This window comes from Microcoleus sp. Pol7_A1, assembly GCF_036701085.1.
GTDB classification, from domain to species: domain Bacteria; phylum Cyanobacteriota; class Cyanobacteriia; order Cyanobacteriales; family Microcoleaceae; genus Microcoleus; species Microcoleus asticus.
Window position 1 is genome coordinate 36,452 of record NZ_JAUBQD010000014.1, and the last position, 16,089, is coordinate 52,540.

Below are 16,089 nucleotides of genomic sequence, written 5' to 3' on the forward strand. Positions count from 1 at the left end.
CAGCACTTTGCTATAGCATACGGAATTTACCAAGACGTTAGGAAATTCCAATCTTCTGTCGCATCTGAGTCTAATAATAATGGTGGTGGCTGATTGGGTTGTTCGAGTAAGGTTTTATAGTCTCCTGAATCGACCCATTTTAGGAGTTCCGAAGCGCGCATCACGACCCAAGATTCTCTGGACTCGTTGAAACTGAGTAACTTAGTAAGTGTATCTTGAGACTCTACACTGTTGTCGCTAAATTCGCGCACTTGAACGAGGAAATCAGCGATCGCTTCCGGTGTTACATAGCAACTGGGTAAACCGCCAAGTTTCATCAACGCGGCGATCGCTACATCCACATCCTGACAAGCCAGTAACGCCGCCCGATCCGCTGTAAACCTTGCCATCATTAACCAATTCCAGAACGCCAGTTCTACCCCATTAGCCGCCAAACCGCCAAATCCTAATGTCGCTGCATTCACCCAATTCTTTAAAAGCGGCATCACCATCGCTATTTGATGATAGAGCAAATGCTGACTCTTAATGTGGGCGACTTCATGCCCCAATACATAAATCAGTTCCTGGCTAGAAAGCCATTCGTAGGCTTCTAAATTCACCGTTACAATTGGACTTTCAATACCAATCGTAACGGTAATAATATGCCCCATGCCGCGAAACAAATATAAATCTGGACAGGGAGATAAATCGAGAATTTGACAAGTTTCTTCCAACGCCTGAGACAACCCCGGAAAATTGTTGGGAGTCACGCGAAAATCACTGCCCAAACATTGCAAACGGAGTAGGCGATCGATACCGTACTCATTCACTTTCTTCAGCAATAAAGAAACTCCAGGCATCTTTTCTAGAGACGCTAAAGCTTTGCGATCGAAAGGATGTTCGTAAGTCTCTGACTTCAATCCTAATAAGATTTTTTTCATCCTAAATAGACCTCCTCTAAGAAATGTGCCTGTTCCTCATCATGCTTAGCCATTCATCTCTCGATTCAGCAATGCCGAAATTTTAGAGTTTTTAACCACAGAGGTAGCTTGCTTCTGCGTAGTAGTACACAGATAAACACATATGATTACTCGTTTGCCCCATCAAATTTGGGAATGAAGATTGATTCATGCAAGATGTCTATTGTACCCCGCCATCATTTTTGGTTTGGCGGGGTACAACAGCTTCCTGTAGTTCCGCGTGTTTTAGTAGCGTTTATCCAGCTTCAGCAAATATGGCAATCAATCGATTTGCTGGTTCAGTCATTGAGACATACAATTCTGGCGGTAAAGACCAGACATTACTTGGCTTATTGGGGTCAAGGTAGAAGTTACAAAAACCTTCAATAAACTTCCCAATTATATCAATTTTATATCCCCAAGATTTCAGCAATGGCAAGGCATCATTTTGAACTGTTTTTAATAAATCATTACGAGTGCTTGTCAGTCTCAGAGAATGAAAAATGGGAACCGCCATTTCTAAAGCTTCAACAATTCCATTGCTGACTCCCTCGTAAGACCATTCAATATCAAAATCAATCATGCGAACGTTTCCCTGGGAGTCTATAATTTCATTATCGCCCCAGCGATCGCCATAAATAATTCCCTGTCTGTGAGCTACATTAAGTTCCTTCAGAATCTTGAGGAGAATTTCTACTTCTCCAGCCTTGACAAATTCATGGAACGTTTTCCCTTCTATATATTCAATCAGCATCCAATCTGTATCGGCATGAATTAACTTAGGAACAGGTAAGCCTACAGCGAGTGCGCTTTTGAGAAAGTCAATTTCTTGAGCAATATTCCTGAGTTTAAATATTCCTCCAGCTTCTAAAAAGCTAGTAGCTTCATACATATACCTCATGTATGCCTCAATTTCTTCTGAAGAACTCTCGCGTCTAGCACGAAAAACGTAGCGATCTTCCTCTGTTGTAATGAATAAGATGTGATTGAACGCCCCTTCCACATTGGATTTTTCTATTTTCGCCGTTTTTCCCCCTGGTAGTCGATCTAAAGCCTGCGCAAGTCCTTTGGCAATATTTTCCGGCAGTACAGTCGTGAAGTTTTCATTCATTGGATTATTCATGATCTTTAATTAATGCTTAGTTATATAATTTTATCTAAACTATCAAAAAATTCCGCTATTATTTCATGATAGTGAGAGGCAAAATCAAGATGTTCGATTTCTTCTCGACTAAAGTAAGCTAATTTCTGACCTTCGTGAAGCTTGGTATTACAGATATCTAAATCTATTCGAGTCCAAAAAATGTGTTCGTCGCATTCTTCCCACACATAAGACTTGAAGAATTTTACTTCACCTAGCTCTAGTTCCATTTCCTCAAGTAGTTCTCTGCGAATCGCTACTTCCGGAGGCTCATTTTCTTCTATATACCCTCCAAGTAATGCCCAAGTATTCGGAAAAGGGATAGAGGCTTTATTATCCCGAAGTACGAGTAAAACTTGGTGCTGACTGTTGAGAAGAATAATGTCAGCTCCTGGTGGTTCTCTCATTGCAAGCCTGTTATAGCGGACTCTAAGATTGTAGGACAAGGATAGGGCGAGCCGAAAAATATAATTATTTTTTTATATTTGTCTAGATCCAAAGAAAAGGTAGAAAGCATCCCGTCATAAACCCATATAGTTTGTAGAGGGTTACTTGCACAATACTTTCATGCCTTCTACCCCAAGCTTTATGTTTTTCTCTAGCGTAGGCGGTCCCAAAAGATATTTGTAAGAGAGGGCTAGCGCCTTCTGGAGCTAGTGCGGGGTTGAGATGTGTTATTAATTTCCGACCGGCACCGGAGAGACAGGCTCGGTTTTGGCATCACTGCTAAGCGATTTTGTTAAGTACACTGCCAGCAGAGCCGTTTTGGCAAACAGGAACAACGACACCGACAGCCACAAAATATGATTGTTGTGGAAGTACCAAGCGGCTATAGCTGATGGGGCAAATCCAACGACAGAGGCAATCAAGCTGACGTTGCGAATGATATCCCCTTGGGCTAAACCTAAGAAATATCCTTCCAGCATCGTGGAAGCTGAAGCAAATGCCAGTAACAAGATTAATCCCCAAGCATATGTATCAATGTGTGAAGTAATTTCAGTATGGTTGGTCAACAACCCAAATATGTTTTGGGGAAAGAATACACACGCTGCGGCAAAGCTGAATCCTACTACCAAGCTGCTTGCCACTGAAACTCTCACTAAAGGGATAAACTTCTCCTTTTCCCCCTGACCTTTAAAGTTTCCGGTCAATGTTTCGACGGCATAACCGAGTCCATTAGTAAAGTAGACGCTCATTTGCCCTATCTGCATCAACAAGGTATTCTGAGTAAAAAGAACGGTCCCCATTGTGGCACTGAGATTGCCAAAGATGGTGAAGGTGGCCACTTCAGTTAAAGTTCTAGTAAGTATATCTCTATTGAGAGCAAAAGTAGTTTTGAAAGCTGATAAATCCCTAAGCTGTGGAGCGACGGCTTGAATTTCTTGCCACTGAATTCCTGGGATTGCTAAAACTAGGCCCACCAACAACATTAGATACTGGCTAAATGCTTCGGATATTCCAGCCCCTGTACTGTCCCAGCCCCACTGGATAATTAAAAGGTAGTTCAAGATAACATTGGCAGCGTTACCAACAATCGACAGCACTAAAACCTTATTGTTCTTCTCCCGTCCCACAAGCCAACCAATGAGAACAAAGTTGAGCAAAGCGGCTGGCATCCCCGCAATCCGAGCATCGAAATAGGCAATACCTGAAGCCTTGACCTCGGGTTCAGCATTCAACAAGGCAAACCCCACCTCTCGCACAGGGTAATGCAAAATCAAGAGGGCTAATCCCAAGCCAAGAGCGATTAAGCCATTCCGCAATCCCACTAGCAGCATGGCTTCTCGGTCATCTCGCCCAACTGCTTGAGCTGTCACCCCAGTAGTCCCCATGCGTAAGAATTCGAGACTAAAGTAGATGAGGTTAAACAATATGCTACCCAAGGCGACCCCAGCTAAAGAGTGGATGTCTGTCAGATGACCCAAAAAAGCCACGCTGCATAAACCCGATAGCGGCACCATGATGTTGGATAGAACATTGACGATCGCTAGGCGGTAGAAGCGAGGCAGAAAGTCATACTGGCTTGGGGGCGTAAGGTTCATAACTTAACTAAATGCTTAATATAGCTTTATAATAATAAACGTTTTGGCTTGGTGCTGGAGCAGTAGTATTTTTAAAGCAAGAGCAGTGGCTAAGTTTTTATTTGTCACGGATTTGGATTACACCTTGGTTGGCGATGATGTCGCCTTGGAAAACTTGAATCGGTGGTTGAGCGAGCAGCGTCGAACCTACGGTACGGTTATTTGTTATGCTACGGGGCGATCGCTCCCCCTCTATCAACAACTGATAGCGGAAAAAGAACTGTTAGAACCCGATATATTAGTGCTGTCCGTTGGTACGGAGATTTATTATCAGGGTAGCTATACCCCAGACACAGACTGGACTGCCAAGCTGTTGGAGGGTTGGAACCGACAGCAGGTGGTTGAGGTAGGAAGGCAATTTCCTACCTTCGTCCTCCAGCCTCCTGTTGAGCAGACTCCCCTCAAAGTCAGCTACTATACGAAGCCAGATGACCTTTACACCCTGCTGCCTCAGTTAGAGGCAATCCTCAAAAGCCAAGGCTTGGCAATCCAAATGGTAGACTGCGCTGGCGGCACATATTTAGACATACTGCCTCAGCGGGCTAATAAAGGGTTAGCAGTCCTCTTTCTGCAACAGCGTTTAGGCTTTACTGGCGATCGCACGATTATTTGCGGCGATTCGGGTAACGATCTGTCTATGTTCCAAAGCGTTCCCTCCTGTGGCATTATCGTTGGTAACGCCCAGCCAGAAGTATTAGAGTGGCATGAAAATTCTCCACCTGGGAAGCGCTACCTGGCAAAAAGTCACTTAGCGGCTGGGATTTTAGAAGGGCTGGAGTATTTCGGATTTTTGAGAAGCAACTAGGAAGGATTTTTCCACTAATGACTAATACAAAAAATCAACCAATTGTTCTTGTTTCCACGGCAGATGATAACTATGCTATGGCATTGGCTGTTACCGTTAAGTCAGCACTTGTGAATCTCAAAAATAAACGTAAGGTACTCCTATATGTCCTTGATGGAAATATTACGCCAGCCAAAAAACACAAGATCCTTAAATCCCTTGATTCAGAGCTGATAGAGATTTTCTGGGTGCAGCCAGATGAAGCGCTATTTGTCAATATGAAAATTGATGAAAAATATAACACCCTTGCTGTTTACTACAGACTTTTTATTCCTGAACTTATTCCGCAACATTTCGATAAAGCAATTTATCTAGACAGCGATATTGTCGTTTTGGGAGATTTAGAACAGTTATGGAATAGTGATATTGGAGATAACTATGTATTGGCGGTTCAGGATATTTGGCAGCGATATATAAGAAAAGCTAAAGGGTTGAGGAACTATCAGGAAATAGGACTTTCTCCAGATTATAAATACTTTAATGCTGGAGTTTTAGTCATTAATCTTGAAAAGTGGCGAGCTGACAATATAGGCACAAAGGCTATAGAATTCCTCGAACAAAATAGGGATTATGTACGCTGGCACGATCAGGATGGACTAAATGGAGTGCTTGCAGGCAAATGGGGAGAACTAGATCCAAGATGGAATCAAATGCAAGCGATATACGAGTATTCATCATGGACAGAGAGTCCCTACACAGAAGATGTCTTTAATCAGGTGCTTCATAATCCTCATATAGTCCACTTTGCGACTTTTCCTAAACCTTGGCAACAAAACTGTAAACACCCTAAGCAAGATTTATTCTTCGATTATCTTGCTCTGACAGCTTGGGGTTGCACCGATACTTCTCTCCCGAACCCATCAATTATAAATAGTGACTAAACATAACATACTGGAATAATATCAATATGTTTTTCTCCCTCAGTTGGTGGACGGAGAGGACAGGGTTCATTAGGCCACACAGTCCTATCTTCATAAATGTATATTTGATTGATGTCAGAAAAATCTGTAGAAGAGTAAAGTTTTACTATAGAGAAAAATTTTAAATAGCGATCGTAATAATCTTCTCCCGGACATCTCACATGATCCCATTCATTGGGATTAGGTTCTGGGTATTCTATCGTCTTTTTCCCCAGAATAGGAACGGGTAAGATAGCAATGCCATTGGGTTTTAAGACTCTTCTAATTTCTGAAAGTGCTTTGTCATCATCTTTAATATGCTCGAGGACATGGCAAGCGCAGACAAAATCAAATTCTGCATCTTCAAAGGGTAAATTGGTCATATCACATTTAACGTCTACACCTTCCATCTGGATATCTGCACTGATATAATCTTGAAATAACCTTTGGAAATTTTTATTAAAAAATTTTTCGGGTGCAAAATGTAATATTTTTTTTGTAGAAATATCGTAGTCTTTAAATAACTCATTTAAGACTAACTGTTGCAAGCGATGTCTTGTCCAAGACCGACATCTAATACATCTTTCGTGCTTTGCTACCGATCCCGTTGGCATAGATAAATCACGAAATGGCCCATAGTAACCACAGATAGGACATTTAAAATTTTGTTTGCCCAAATTATCTATTCTAAACTTTAATACGTTAAATTCTAGCTCTGTTTTTTGTCTAAGATTTTCCAGGAAAGATACTCCCATCATTTCTCCTCTAAACTCAATCAATTTTGTTACCATTGATTTTAACGCTGGAATTGAGAATATATAACATAATTTTAGGAAATTTTAGCAATTAATTTATAAATGTACAAATTACAGTGGAGAGGCATTTACTGACTTGACAATATCAGTCAATTATGCTTTTGACGATAACCGCTACCCAATCCATTTTCCAAAGCGTACCCTGTTGGGGTATTATTGGGATATGTCCAGCCAGAGCTATTATAGTGGCATCATGTCTCCCTATAAGATTTGCGCTATCTGCCCCGATCTCACTTCGCCGCAGAGATTTTAAAAGCGCTGGATTATTTCGGATTTTTGAGCTGCAATCAGGAAGTTATCAATGCAGATTCATACACCAAACTGGGTTAAACACGCCGTTTTCTACCAAATATTTCCCGATCGCTTTGCTAGGACTGTCCCACCACACCAAAAGTGGTTGCTTGATGTACCTTTAGAAGACTGGGATGCTCCTCCTACGTTTCACGGTTATAAGGGGGGAAATCTTTGGGGGGCGATCGAACAACTGGATTATTTACAAGATTTAGGCATTAATGCAATTTACCTAAATCCAATTTTTAGCTCGGCGAGCAATCATCGTTATCATACGCTTGATTATTATCAAGTCGACCCATTATTAGGGGGGGATGAAGCGTTTGCAAGTCTACTCAAGGAAGCTCATCAGCGTAATATTAAAATTGTCTTAGATGGAACTTTTAATCATGCCAGTAGGGGCTTTTATTTTTTCAATGATATCCTGGAAAACGGCTCAAATTCCCCTTGGTTAGATTGGTTCAAGATTCAAGGCTGGCCTATCTCACCCTATGATGAGTCTCGTCCCGCTAATTATGCTTCATGGAACGACCATCGGGCTTTACCAGAGTTCAATACAGATCATCCTGGAGTACGCGAATATATTATGCGTGTAGGTGAACACTGGATTAAGCTTGGTGCAGATGGTTGGCGTTTGGATTCTGCGGATTACATCAAAACTCCAGGCTTTTGGCAAGAGTTTCGCGATCGCGTCAAGGCGATCGATCCCGAAGCATATATTGTTGGAGAAATTCCAATGGACGCGAGTGAGTGGTTAGATGGCACACAATTTGATGGGGTGTCAAGTCTGCCTTTTCTGATCGCTACGACTGCTTTTGTTGTAGGCGATCGCCAAGTCAAAGGTCATTTTAAAGAATATGCTCCACCTCCTCCAATAGATGCTGCTGGATATGGGGATAAAATTAATGAGTTGCTGCAACTTTATCCTTGGGAAATTCAGTTAACTCAGCTTAACGGGATCAACAATCACGATACAGCGAGGCTGATCGACGTTGCAGGAGGCGATCGCCCAAGTTTATATTTAGCAACACTGTTACTATTTACTTTTCCTGGCGCACCTTGCATATACTATGGTGATGAAGTCGGTTTGACTGGTGGTTACGATCCAGATTGTCGTAAAGCTTTTCCTTCAAAAGAAGAGTGGAAGCGAGATATTCTGGAATATCATCGTCAACTAATTACACTGCGCCATACTCACGCAGCACTGCGGATTGGTGAGTACCAAACGTTGTATGCTGAAGGACAAATTTACGTTTTTGCGCGGATATTGGCAGAAGAAGTGTTGGTAATTGCAGTTAATGCTGGAAATGAAACAGCAGAAGTCAGTATTCAGCCATCGTGGCACAGCCTTGCGGCGGCTTCCGCATCGGAGCCTAACCAAGTATTATTCACCTATGGCTCTAATGAGGTAAATTGGAGTGGTGAAGCAGCACAAAGAAGTCTCAACTTCACACTTGCACCGCGCTGTGGATTAATTTTGGGTTAATTTTATTTATGGACTCTAATCACTCACTGCTGTTGGCGACTGACTTAGATGGAACGTTTCTTGGTGGCTCTAACCAACAACGATCTGAATTTTATCAATATATTCAAAACCAGCGCGATCGCATTCTTTTGGTGTATGTGACAGGCAGAGAACTTGACCGTATTAGTGAACTATACAACGATCCCAACATTCCCCAACCCGACTACATCATTGCTGATGTCGGAACTACAATCGTACATGGTGAAACCTTCGAGCCTATTTCTGTTTTACAAGACTGGGTGGCGCAAACTTGGGGAAATGCTAACGAACAAGTTAAAGCGTTATTAGCCAATGAACCAGGAATAGAATTACAGCCTGTTAATCCCCACTATCGTGTATCCTACTACTATGAACCAGAATATTTGCAACCTAAAACCATCCAAAAAGTGATCGAGGCTGGATTTGATTCTATCCTGTCGTATGATATCAGACTAAATAACCATTATTTTGATGTCATGCCAAAAGGAATCTCTAAAGGCCCAACACTCCTTAAATTTTTGGCAGAAATGAATTTTAATCTCGATGACACAATTGCTTGTGGAGATACTCTCAACGATTTGTCACTATTTGAGACAGGGTTAAAGGGAATTGCTGTCGGAAATTCTGAACCCAAATTGGTCGAGAAAATTCAGACAATGAAGAATGTTTACCACAGCCCTTATCCTGGTGTAATGGGCATTTGGGATGGTCTTAAGGTGTACTGCAAGGGTTAAGTAACTTTTAAAAATAATTAAATTAAGTAATTTATGAGATTTTCCTGAATGTTAAAATTAGAATCATCCCCTGACCCAGAAAAAGTGTCTAGTATGCTACGGGGCTATATGCCAGTATTGAATGGCTATCGTGGCATAGCTATTTTGTTAGTTTTTCTGTACCATTGTATTTCATATGTTGCATCTGAACATATTGAATTTGCGGACTCTTTTTACAAAACCCTGATGAGCTTAGGTTGGTGTGGGGTCGATGCTTTTTTTGTTCTTTCTGGGTTTCTGATTACAGGAATCGTCCTTGACACCCGCGAACAAGAGACATTTTTCATAAATTTCTATGCCAGACGAATGCTCAGAATTTTTCCAGTTTATTATGTTTTTTTGACCATTTTTTTAGGAGTAATACATCCGCTTATTCGGAGTTATGAATATGAAAATAATTTAGATAGTTCCCAAATTTGGTATTGGTTTTACCTAGAAAACTGGAAATGGATCGTTCAAGGAGTCTTTGACCGTGGGCCACTCGATCATTTTTGGAGTTTAGCCGTTGAGGAACAATTCTATCTTATCTGTCCGGCGTTAATTTATATTCTTCCTCGCCGACTGTTAAGCTGGTTTTTGGGAATAGTTATTTTGTCTGCGGTCTTTTTTCGCAGTTGGTTGTTATTGACCCCTCTCTTAACTCCTACCCTTGCTCTGAGTATATACTTTAATCCTCTCTGTCGTGTAGATACGCTAGCCATGGGTTCTTTGATAGCTTTGTGGATGCGCTCAGAGCGCACACTTCCTCGGCTACTATGGATGTCGCCGATATTGGTGATTGTGAGTGGGATTAGTTTGAGCATCATAGTTATAACTCAAGGAGGACTTGAGCCATTTAATCCAGTAGTTCAGTCAATCGGCTTTTCTATAATAGCTATTTTCTTTAGTTCACTGTTAATTTTGTCAGTTACACAATCAGAAAATAGCCTTTTAGTCAGATGCCTAAGTTGGTTGCCGCTACAACAATTAGGCACTATTAGCTACGGTTTATACGTTTATCATTTCCCCATTTTGTGGATGCTGCGTGACAGGATTTATGAATACGTTGGTGAGTCTTTTATCCTAGGACATTTAGCTAGTTTTTTAGTTGGTGGAGTATTGACATTAGTTATTTCAATTGTGAGTTGGTATTGTTTAGAGCAGCCTATTCTGAGGCTCAAGTCTTATTTTCCGTCAAAGCGGGAAGTTAACTTAATTTCTAGCGTTGCTGATTAAGAATATGGCAGAGTCACCTAGTCCCAAAGAGTAAGAGTTTAAAATTATTGATTAAAAAATTTTCGATTCAAATTCAGTCAGGTTTGAAAAATGATTACGACAATCTCAAATTCCAAATCCAAAATAGTATAAGGAACGAAAATCAATGACTGTTACAACCCTCCGCTTTCCTATTGACTTAGATGCTTACAAGCCGTTGAAATTAGACCCGACTAATTCAACACTGACTAACGACCAGCGAGAAACACTTCATTCTAATATTCAACTTTGCCGAGACACGATTGTTTTTTTTACTGCCATAGCAGCAGCAAAAGGCGTAGGCGGTCATACAGGAGGGGCTTATGATACAGTTCCCGAAGTTATGATTCTAGATGCCTTCTTTCGGGGAGTACCAGATAAGTTTGTACCGATTTTCTTCGATGAAGCCGGACACCGAGTTGCCACACAATATCTCATGGCGACTCTACTCGGCGATCTTGATGCTGAAAATCTGCTGCACTATCGAGAACCCTATTCCAAACTTCTTGCTCATCCAGAACGGGGACGCACTCCTGGGGTGAAATTTAGTGCTGGGAGATTGGGACATATGTGGCCTTATGTGAATGGAGTAGCGATCGCCAATCCGAATCGGGTAGTCTTTTGTCTGGGATCAGATGGGTCACAGCAAGAAGGAAATAATGCCGAAGCAGCACGTTTAGCTGTAGCCAAAAATCTCAATGTCAAGTTAATTGTTGACGATAACAATTCTACCTGTAGTGGATACCCTTCAGATTATTTACCAGGTTTTAATGTCAGTCAAACCTTAGCTGGACATGGGCTAACTGTACTAACAGGAGAAGGCGAAGACCTGGATGATTTGTATCGTCGTTTGTGTGAAGCAGCTACCACAGACGGTCCCGTAGCGGTTGTGAATAAACGCCAGATGTGTCCTGGTATTAGCGGGGTAGAGGGTACGCCCCTCGGTCATGATGCTCTGGGGTTGGATTTGGCGATCGCTTATCTGGAAACTCGCGGACACACTCAAGCCGTTAATTATCTCAAAGGAATTGTTCCACTCAAACCAACCTACACCTTTACAGGTTCTAGCAGTAAAACTCGCCATGTCTTCGATGCCACCGTCGTTTCAATTCTAGGTTCCATGACTCCCGCAGAACGCCAAGAAAATGTGATGTGCATCGACAGTGATTTGGGAGAGTCCTGTGGGATTAACAAAATTAGTCAAGCCTATCCAGAGATTTTCTATCGCGGTGGCATCATGGAGCGAGGAAATTTCGCAGCGGCGGCGGGATTTGGCATGGAGGAAGGAAAACAGGGGATTTTCAGCACCTATAGCGCCTTTTTAGAAATGTGCATTTCAGAAATCACAATGGCGCGGCTGAATAAATCCAACGTTCTGTGCCAATTTTCCCATAGTGGTATAGATGAAATAGCAGATAATAGCTGCCATTTTGGTTTGAATAATATGTTTGCAGATAACGGGCTAGATGATGGCTACGAAACCCGTCTTTATTATCCAGTAGATGGCGGTCAAATGAAAGCCTGTGTGGAGACTGTGTTTCATCAACCTGGTTTACGGTTTATCTTTTCCAGTCGTTCCCCAGTCCCCGATATCTTGGATGCTGATGGCAAACCTCTGTATGGAGACGGCTATACCTTTGTTCCCGGAAAGGATGACGTTGTACGTGAGGGTACAGCAGGATACATAGTCAGCTTTGGTGAAGTAATTTACCGCGCTCTTGAGGTGGTGGAAAATCTCAAGCAAGCAGGAATTGATGTAGGGCTAATCAACAAGCCAACGCTGAATCTGGTTGATGAAGACATCATGGCAAAAATTGGCTCCACACCCTTTGTCTTGGTCGTTGAATCGTTAAATCGTCGCACAGGGCTAGGAATTCGATTTGGGTCCTGGTTACTAGAGCGCGGTTTTTCTCCCAAATATGCCTATATGGGTACTCATCAAGAAGGTTCGAGTGGAGTATGGGAGCAATTACCTCATCAAGGTATTGATGCTATTGGGATTATGAACAAAGTCAAGGACTTAGCGAGGTGATCAAAGTAGCTTTTCTCGATCGGGATGGTGTTATCAATGTTGATTATGGGTATGTTGCGATTCGCGAGCAGTTTGAGTTTATCGAGGGCGTGTTTACAGTCTGTCGTCTACTGCATAATTTGGGTTACGAGCTGATTGTAATTACTAATCAGTCGGGTATTGCCCGCGGTTATTATTCCGAACAGGACTTTTTAGACCTGAGTGAATGGATGTGCGAGCAGTTTACCAGACAAGGCGTGCCATTGCTGGATATCTTTTATTGCCCACATCACCCCCAAGCTGCTATACCTAATTATTGCAGGAACTGTAGGTGTCGTAAACCGTCCCCAGGAATGATTGAACAGGCTTGCCGGAAATATCCAATAGATCTTAAAAGGTCAATGATGATTGGTGATAAAATATCGGATATGCAAGCTGCCAAATCGGCAGGGGTCGGTAGATTTTATTGGCTGAGCAAAGAAGTTGTTGCTCAAGAAGAGATAGAGGTTTCGGCTCGGCTGGACAACTTAGCCCAACTAAAGTATTTTGTTTAAAAATATTGGAGGTAAATCTGTTTATTAATTATTGAGAAAATCCCCGGAAGTTTCTTCTTAAAGACATGAAAAAAAATACTTTTTAATTGGCAATATAAACGAGGGGCATATAAATAGATGAACAGAGTTGGGAGCAGTCTTAAACATTTGCTGATTATCAAAATAATATATCCTATATTATTAAATTTTATCGATGCTCATCTTCTCACAACAACTGAAGCAATGGAGCAAGGTAAAAGGGAAAATAATCTTCCTAAATTTGAAGATGAATATCAACAAATAGCTGCTCTCAAGTTGATCTATTTATTTTTGTTTAATTATATTAATAAACATTTAATTAGAAGGTCAGAGTTGATAGAATCCTCCGAGAATAACCATAATTTATATCGATTAAAGTATGATGAGACTGTTGAAATTCAACAACCTATCAGTTATCAACCAATACCCAGTGTATTAAAAGAAAAAGAAGGAATTTTTAAATTTACCGTTCCTTTTGCTACTGAAGTTAAAAATGTTGAACTGTTTGGGATTGATGCTATTGGGTTCTCTGAAGATAGAAAGATTATATTAGAAACAGCTTTAGACAGAGTAGACTGTTTAGAACACAGTGTCATTTCAACACTTAAGCAAGGTTTTAATTTCCAATATATTAGACCTATCTCTGATCCAGAACATATTGATTTAGCTTGTTCATTAGTTAATTATTGGAGTCGCTTGTACGCTCATTGGATTTCTGAGGGATTAACTCGGCTAGAAGCCCTAGAATATTATTCTAAAAAGACAGGCAAAAAACCATTATTAATAATTGATAAAAACCCTCCATATTGGAAAATTAAATCTTTAGAATTGATGGGTTATCGGGTAGAAAATTGTATTCAATGGAATGGATATAGAGCTAAGATTAACGAATTAGTTATTTGCTCTAAGCGGCGGGAAGAAGGCCGAGTTTCAATCAAAGCTTGTTCTTGGGTAAAAGAACGTATTCTTGGTAATATAGATAGTTATGCGATTTCAAAAATTCCTTTGAGTCCAAACGTTTTTCTTTCTCGCCGTCAAACAAATGCTCGACGCATTATTAATGAAGAAGAAGTAATAGAAACTTTAGCAAAAATGGATTTTGTTACTTATGTTCTTGAAGATATAGATTGGCAAGATCAGGTAAAAATTTTTTCCCAAGCCAAAATTATTGTTGCTCCTCATGGAGCCGGATTAACAAATATGATTTTCTCTCATAAGGCAACTATCATTGAAATATTTGGTCAAAAAATTAGTCATTTTTTCTATACTATAGCTCAAGGCTTAGGATTTAATTACGGATGTCTCTTTTGTGAAACAAATAACGAGAATATTATTGTTGACTGCGAAGAATTAACTAAACTCATTTATAAAATGTCAAACAAAAAGTTATAGTTATATAGCTGTCCTATTTGATGACAGAAAAAACCAACCGATACAGGCGATTCAGAACAGTACAATACAAAAATACATTTAGAAGATATAAATTGAATTGGTGAGACAAAAGTGTGTTATACTAATAAACGTTTTAACAGATTAGAATATCAAGCTTTGAATGAACAGTCAAGTGAATTCTCCTAAACGTTGCTTAGTGACTGGTGCTGCTGGGTTTATTGGCAGTCACTTGTGCGATCGCCTCCTAAAATCCGGTCATAGTGTTGTTGGTTTGGATAATCTGGTTACAGGGCGAACTGCTAATCTAAAAGTAGCTCAAACCTATAAAAATTTTACTTTTTTTGAGCAGGATATAGCCAATATTTCCGCTCCCACCCTAGCAGACATAGATTGGGTATTTCATTTAGCAGGATTAGCTGATTTAGTTCCCTCAATCCAAAATCCAGGAGACTACTATCATTCCAACTTACATAGTACCTTCGCTCTTTTAGAAGCTTGCCGTACTGCTCAAATCGAGAGGTTTATTTACACAGCTTCCTCTACCTGCTACGGCATTCCTGACCAATATCCAACACCAGAAACATATCCCTGCCATCCCAAACACCCCTACGGATTGACTAAATATATGGGGGAACAACTCGTCATGCATTGGGCGCAAGTTTATAAACTTCCAGCCCTTTCATTACGACTATTTAACGTTTATGGGCCGCGATCGCGCACGACTGGCGCGTATGGTGCGGTATTTGGCGTATTTTTGGCTCAGAAACTAGCCGGAACACCTTTCACTGTCGTGGGCGATGGGAGTCAAACTAGAGACTTTACCTTTGTCAGCGATGTAGTAGAAGCGTTTGTCAAAGCTGCTCAATCTGATATTATAAGCGAAATTATCAACATTGGTTCCGGTCAATCTGAAAGCGTTTTGAGACTCGTTCAATTATTAGAAGGCCCGATCGTCCATATCCCCAAACGTCCAGGAGAACCCGATTGTACTTGGGCAGATATTACCAAGGCTACGACTCTTTTAGGATGGCAACCTCAAGTAACCTTGAGTCAAGGGGTAGCTGAGATGTTAGCAAATATTGAACTCTGGCGAGATGCTCCAGTCTGGACAGCGGGAGCGATTGAGCAAGAGACAAAATCCTGGTTTGAGCATCTAGGTTAAGGAATTAACATGACAAACGCATCCATAAGACTTTACCAACAAGCGATTCAGGTACAAACTACTGGTAAATCGCTCTGTCAAATTACACCCCAAGTGCAAGCGATCGTCACAGAATCGGGAATTCAAGCAGGGCTTTGTACTCTTTTCCTGCGTCATACTTCAGCCAGTTTACTGATTCAGGAGAATGATGCGCGACCGGATGTAGAAGCATTTTTTGCCAAATTAGTTCCAGAAACAGGTCAATATCTCTTAGCAGGAGAGGGTTTAGACGATATGCCTGCCCATATTCGAGCCGCCCTCACCAACACTTCCGAACAAATTCCCGTTGGTGAAGGTCTTTTACTTATGGGTAAGTTGCAAGACATCTATATTTGGGAACATCGCCAGTCTGGTCATTCTCGTGAAGTGATTATCAACATTTTGGGATATTAAA

General features: G+C 41.1%; 15 protein-coding genes. 10 read left to right on the forward strand and 5 right to left on the reverse strand.

The features are described 5' to 3' along the window. Positions 1-26: 26 nt before the first annotated feature. From QUA20_RS10795 to gntT, 4 genes are all read right to left on the reverse strand, one after another. Positions 27-920 (reverse strand): M48 family metallopeptidase, encoded by an 894-nt coding sequence (locus QUA20_RS10795; protein WP_333188642.1) that lies wholly within the window; start codon positions 918-920, stop codon positions 27-29. Positions 921-1,194: 274 nt separating this feature from the next. Beyond that, a complete protein-coding gene (locus tag QUA20_RS10800; RefSeq protein WP_333188644.1) occupies positions 1,195-2,061 on the reverse strand; it encodes a hypothetical protein in 867 nt (288 codons plus the stop codon). A 20-nt stretch (positions 2,062-2,081) separates the two neighbouring features. Further along, a complete protein-coding gene (locus tag QUA20_RS10805; RefSeq protein ID WP_333188646.1) occupies positions 2,082-2,486 on the reverse strand; it encodes an NUDIX domain-containing protein in 405 nt (134 codons plus the stop codon). A gap of 270 nt (positions 2,487-2,756) precedes the next feature. Further along, entirely contained in the window at positions 2,757-4,121 is a 1,365-nt protein-coding gene (gene gntT, locus QUA20_RS10810; protein WP_333188648.1) for a guanitoxin biosynthesis MATE family efflux transporter GntT, read from the reverse strand. 85 nt (positions 4,122-4,206) lie between these two features. Here gntT and QUA20_RS10815 point away from each other — a divergent pair, with 85 nt between their 5' ends. After that, positions 4,207-4,965: a sucrose-phosphate phosphatase gene (locus QUA20_RS10815; protein ID WP_333188650.1), complete on the forward strand. Its 759-nt coding sequence runs from the start codon at positions 4,207-4,209 to the stop codon at positions 4,963-4,965. Between the two features lie 17 nt (positions 4,966-4,982). Then, positions 4,983-5,885, forward strand: coding sequence for a glycosyltransferase family 8 protein (locus QUA20_RS10820; RefSeq protein ID WP_333188651.1), 903 nt, complete (start codon positions 4,983-4,985; stop codon positions 5,883-5,885). Here QUA20_RS10820 and QUA20_RS10825 read toward each other — a convergent pair. Further along, complete coding sequence (locus QUA20_RS10825; RefSeq protein ID WP_333188653.1) at positions 5,882-6,694, reverse strand: class I SAM-dependent methyltransferase; 813 nt, start codon at positions 6,692-6,694, stop codon at positions 5,882-5,884. The two genes, QUA20_RS10820 and QUA20_RS10825, sit on opposite strands and share 4 nt — an antisense overlap. 325 nt (positions 6,695-7,019) lie before the next feature. Here QUA20_RS10825 and QUA20_RS10830 point away from each other — a divergent pair, with 325 nt between their 5' ends. From QUA20_RS10830 to QUA20_RS10865, 8 genes are all read left to right on the forward strand, one after another. Continuing rightward, the gene (locus QUA20_RS10830) at positions 7,020-8,495 is read left to right on the forward strand and encodes a glycoside hydrolase family 13 protein (RefSeq protein WP_333188655.1); all 1,476 of its coding nucleotides are present in this window, start codon (positions 7,020-7,022) and stop codon (positions 8,493-8,495) included. 8 nt (positions 8,496-8,503) lie between these two features. Further along, positions 8,504-9,247: an HAD-IIB family hydrolase gene (locus QUA20_RS10835; RefSeq protein WP_333188657.1), complete on the forward strand. Its 744-nt coding sequence runs from the start codon at positions 8,504-8,506 to the stop codon at positions 9,245-9,247. Between the two features lie 48 nt (positions 9,248-9,295). Then, positions 9,296-10,501, forward strand: coding sequence for an acyltransferase (locus QUA20_RS10840; RefSeq protein ID WP_333188658.1), 1,206 nt, complete (start codon positions 9,296-9,298; stop codon positions 10,499-10,501). 145 nt (positions 10,502-10,646) lie between these two features. Then, positions 10,647-12,551 carry a transketolase C-terminal domain-containing protein gene (locus tag QUA20_RS10845; RefSeq protein WP_333188660.1) on the forward strand — a complete coding sequence of 635 codons (1,905 nt, stop codon included), beginning with the start codon at positions 10,647-10,649 and terminating at the stop codon, positions 12,549-12,551. Further along, entirely contained in the window at positions 12,548-13,084 is a 537-nt protein-coding gene (gene gmhB / locus QUA20_RS10850) for a D-glycero-beta-D-manno-heptose 1,7-bisphosphate 7-phosphatase (RefSeq protein WP_333188662.1), read from the forward strand. The genes QUA20_RS10845 and gmhB overlap by 4 nt, the downstream gene beginning before the upstream one ends. Before the next feature lie 117 nt (positions 13,085-13,201). Next, positions 13,202-14,494 carry a glycosyltransferase family 61 protein gene (locus QUA20_RS10855; protein ID WP_333188664.1) on the forward strand — a complete coding sequence of 431 codons (1,293 nt, stop codon included), beginning with the start codon at positions 13,202-13,204 and terminating at the stop codon, positions 14,492-14,494. 160 nt (positions 14,495-14,654) lie between these two features. Beyond that, positions 14,655-15,656 (forward strand): SDR family oxidoreductase, encoded by a 1,002-nt coding sequence (locus QUA20_RS10860; RefSeq protein WP_333188666.1) that lies wholly within the window; start codon positions 14,655-14,657, stop codon positions 15,654-15,656. Between the two features lie 9 nt (positions 15,657-15,665). Then, positions 15,666-16,088, forward strand: a complete 423-nt coding sequence (locus QUA20_RS10865; protein ID WP_445304664.1) for a secondary thiamine-phosphate synthase enzyme YjbQ — start codon at positions 15,666-15,668, stop codon at positions 16,086-16,088. Position 16,089 lies beyond the last annotated feature (1 nt).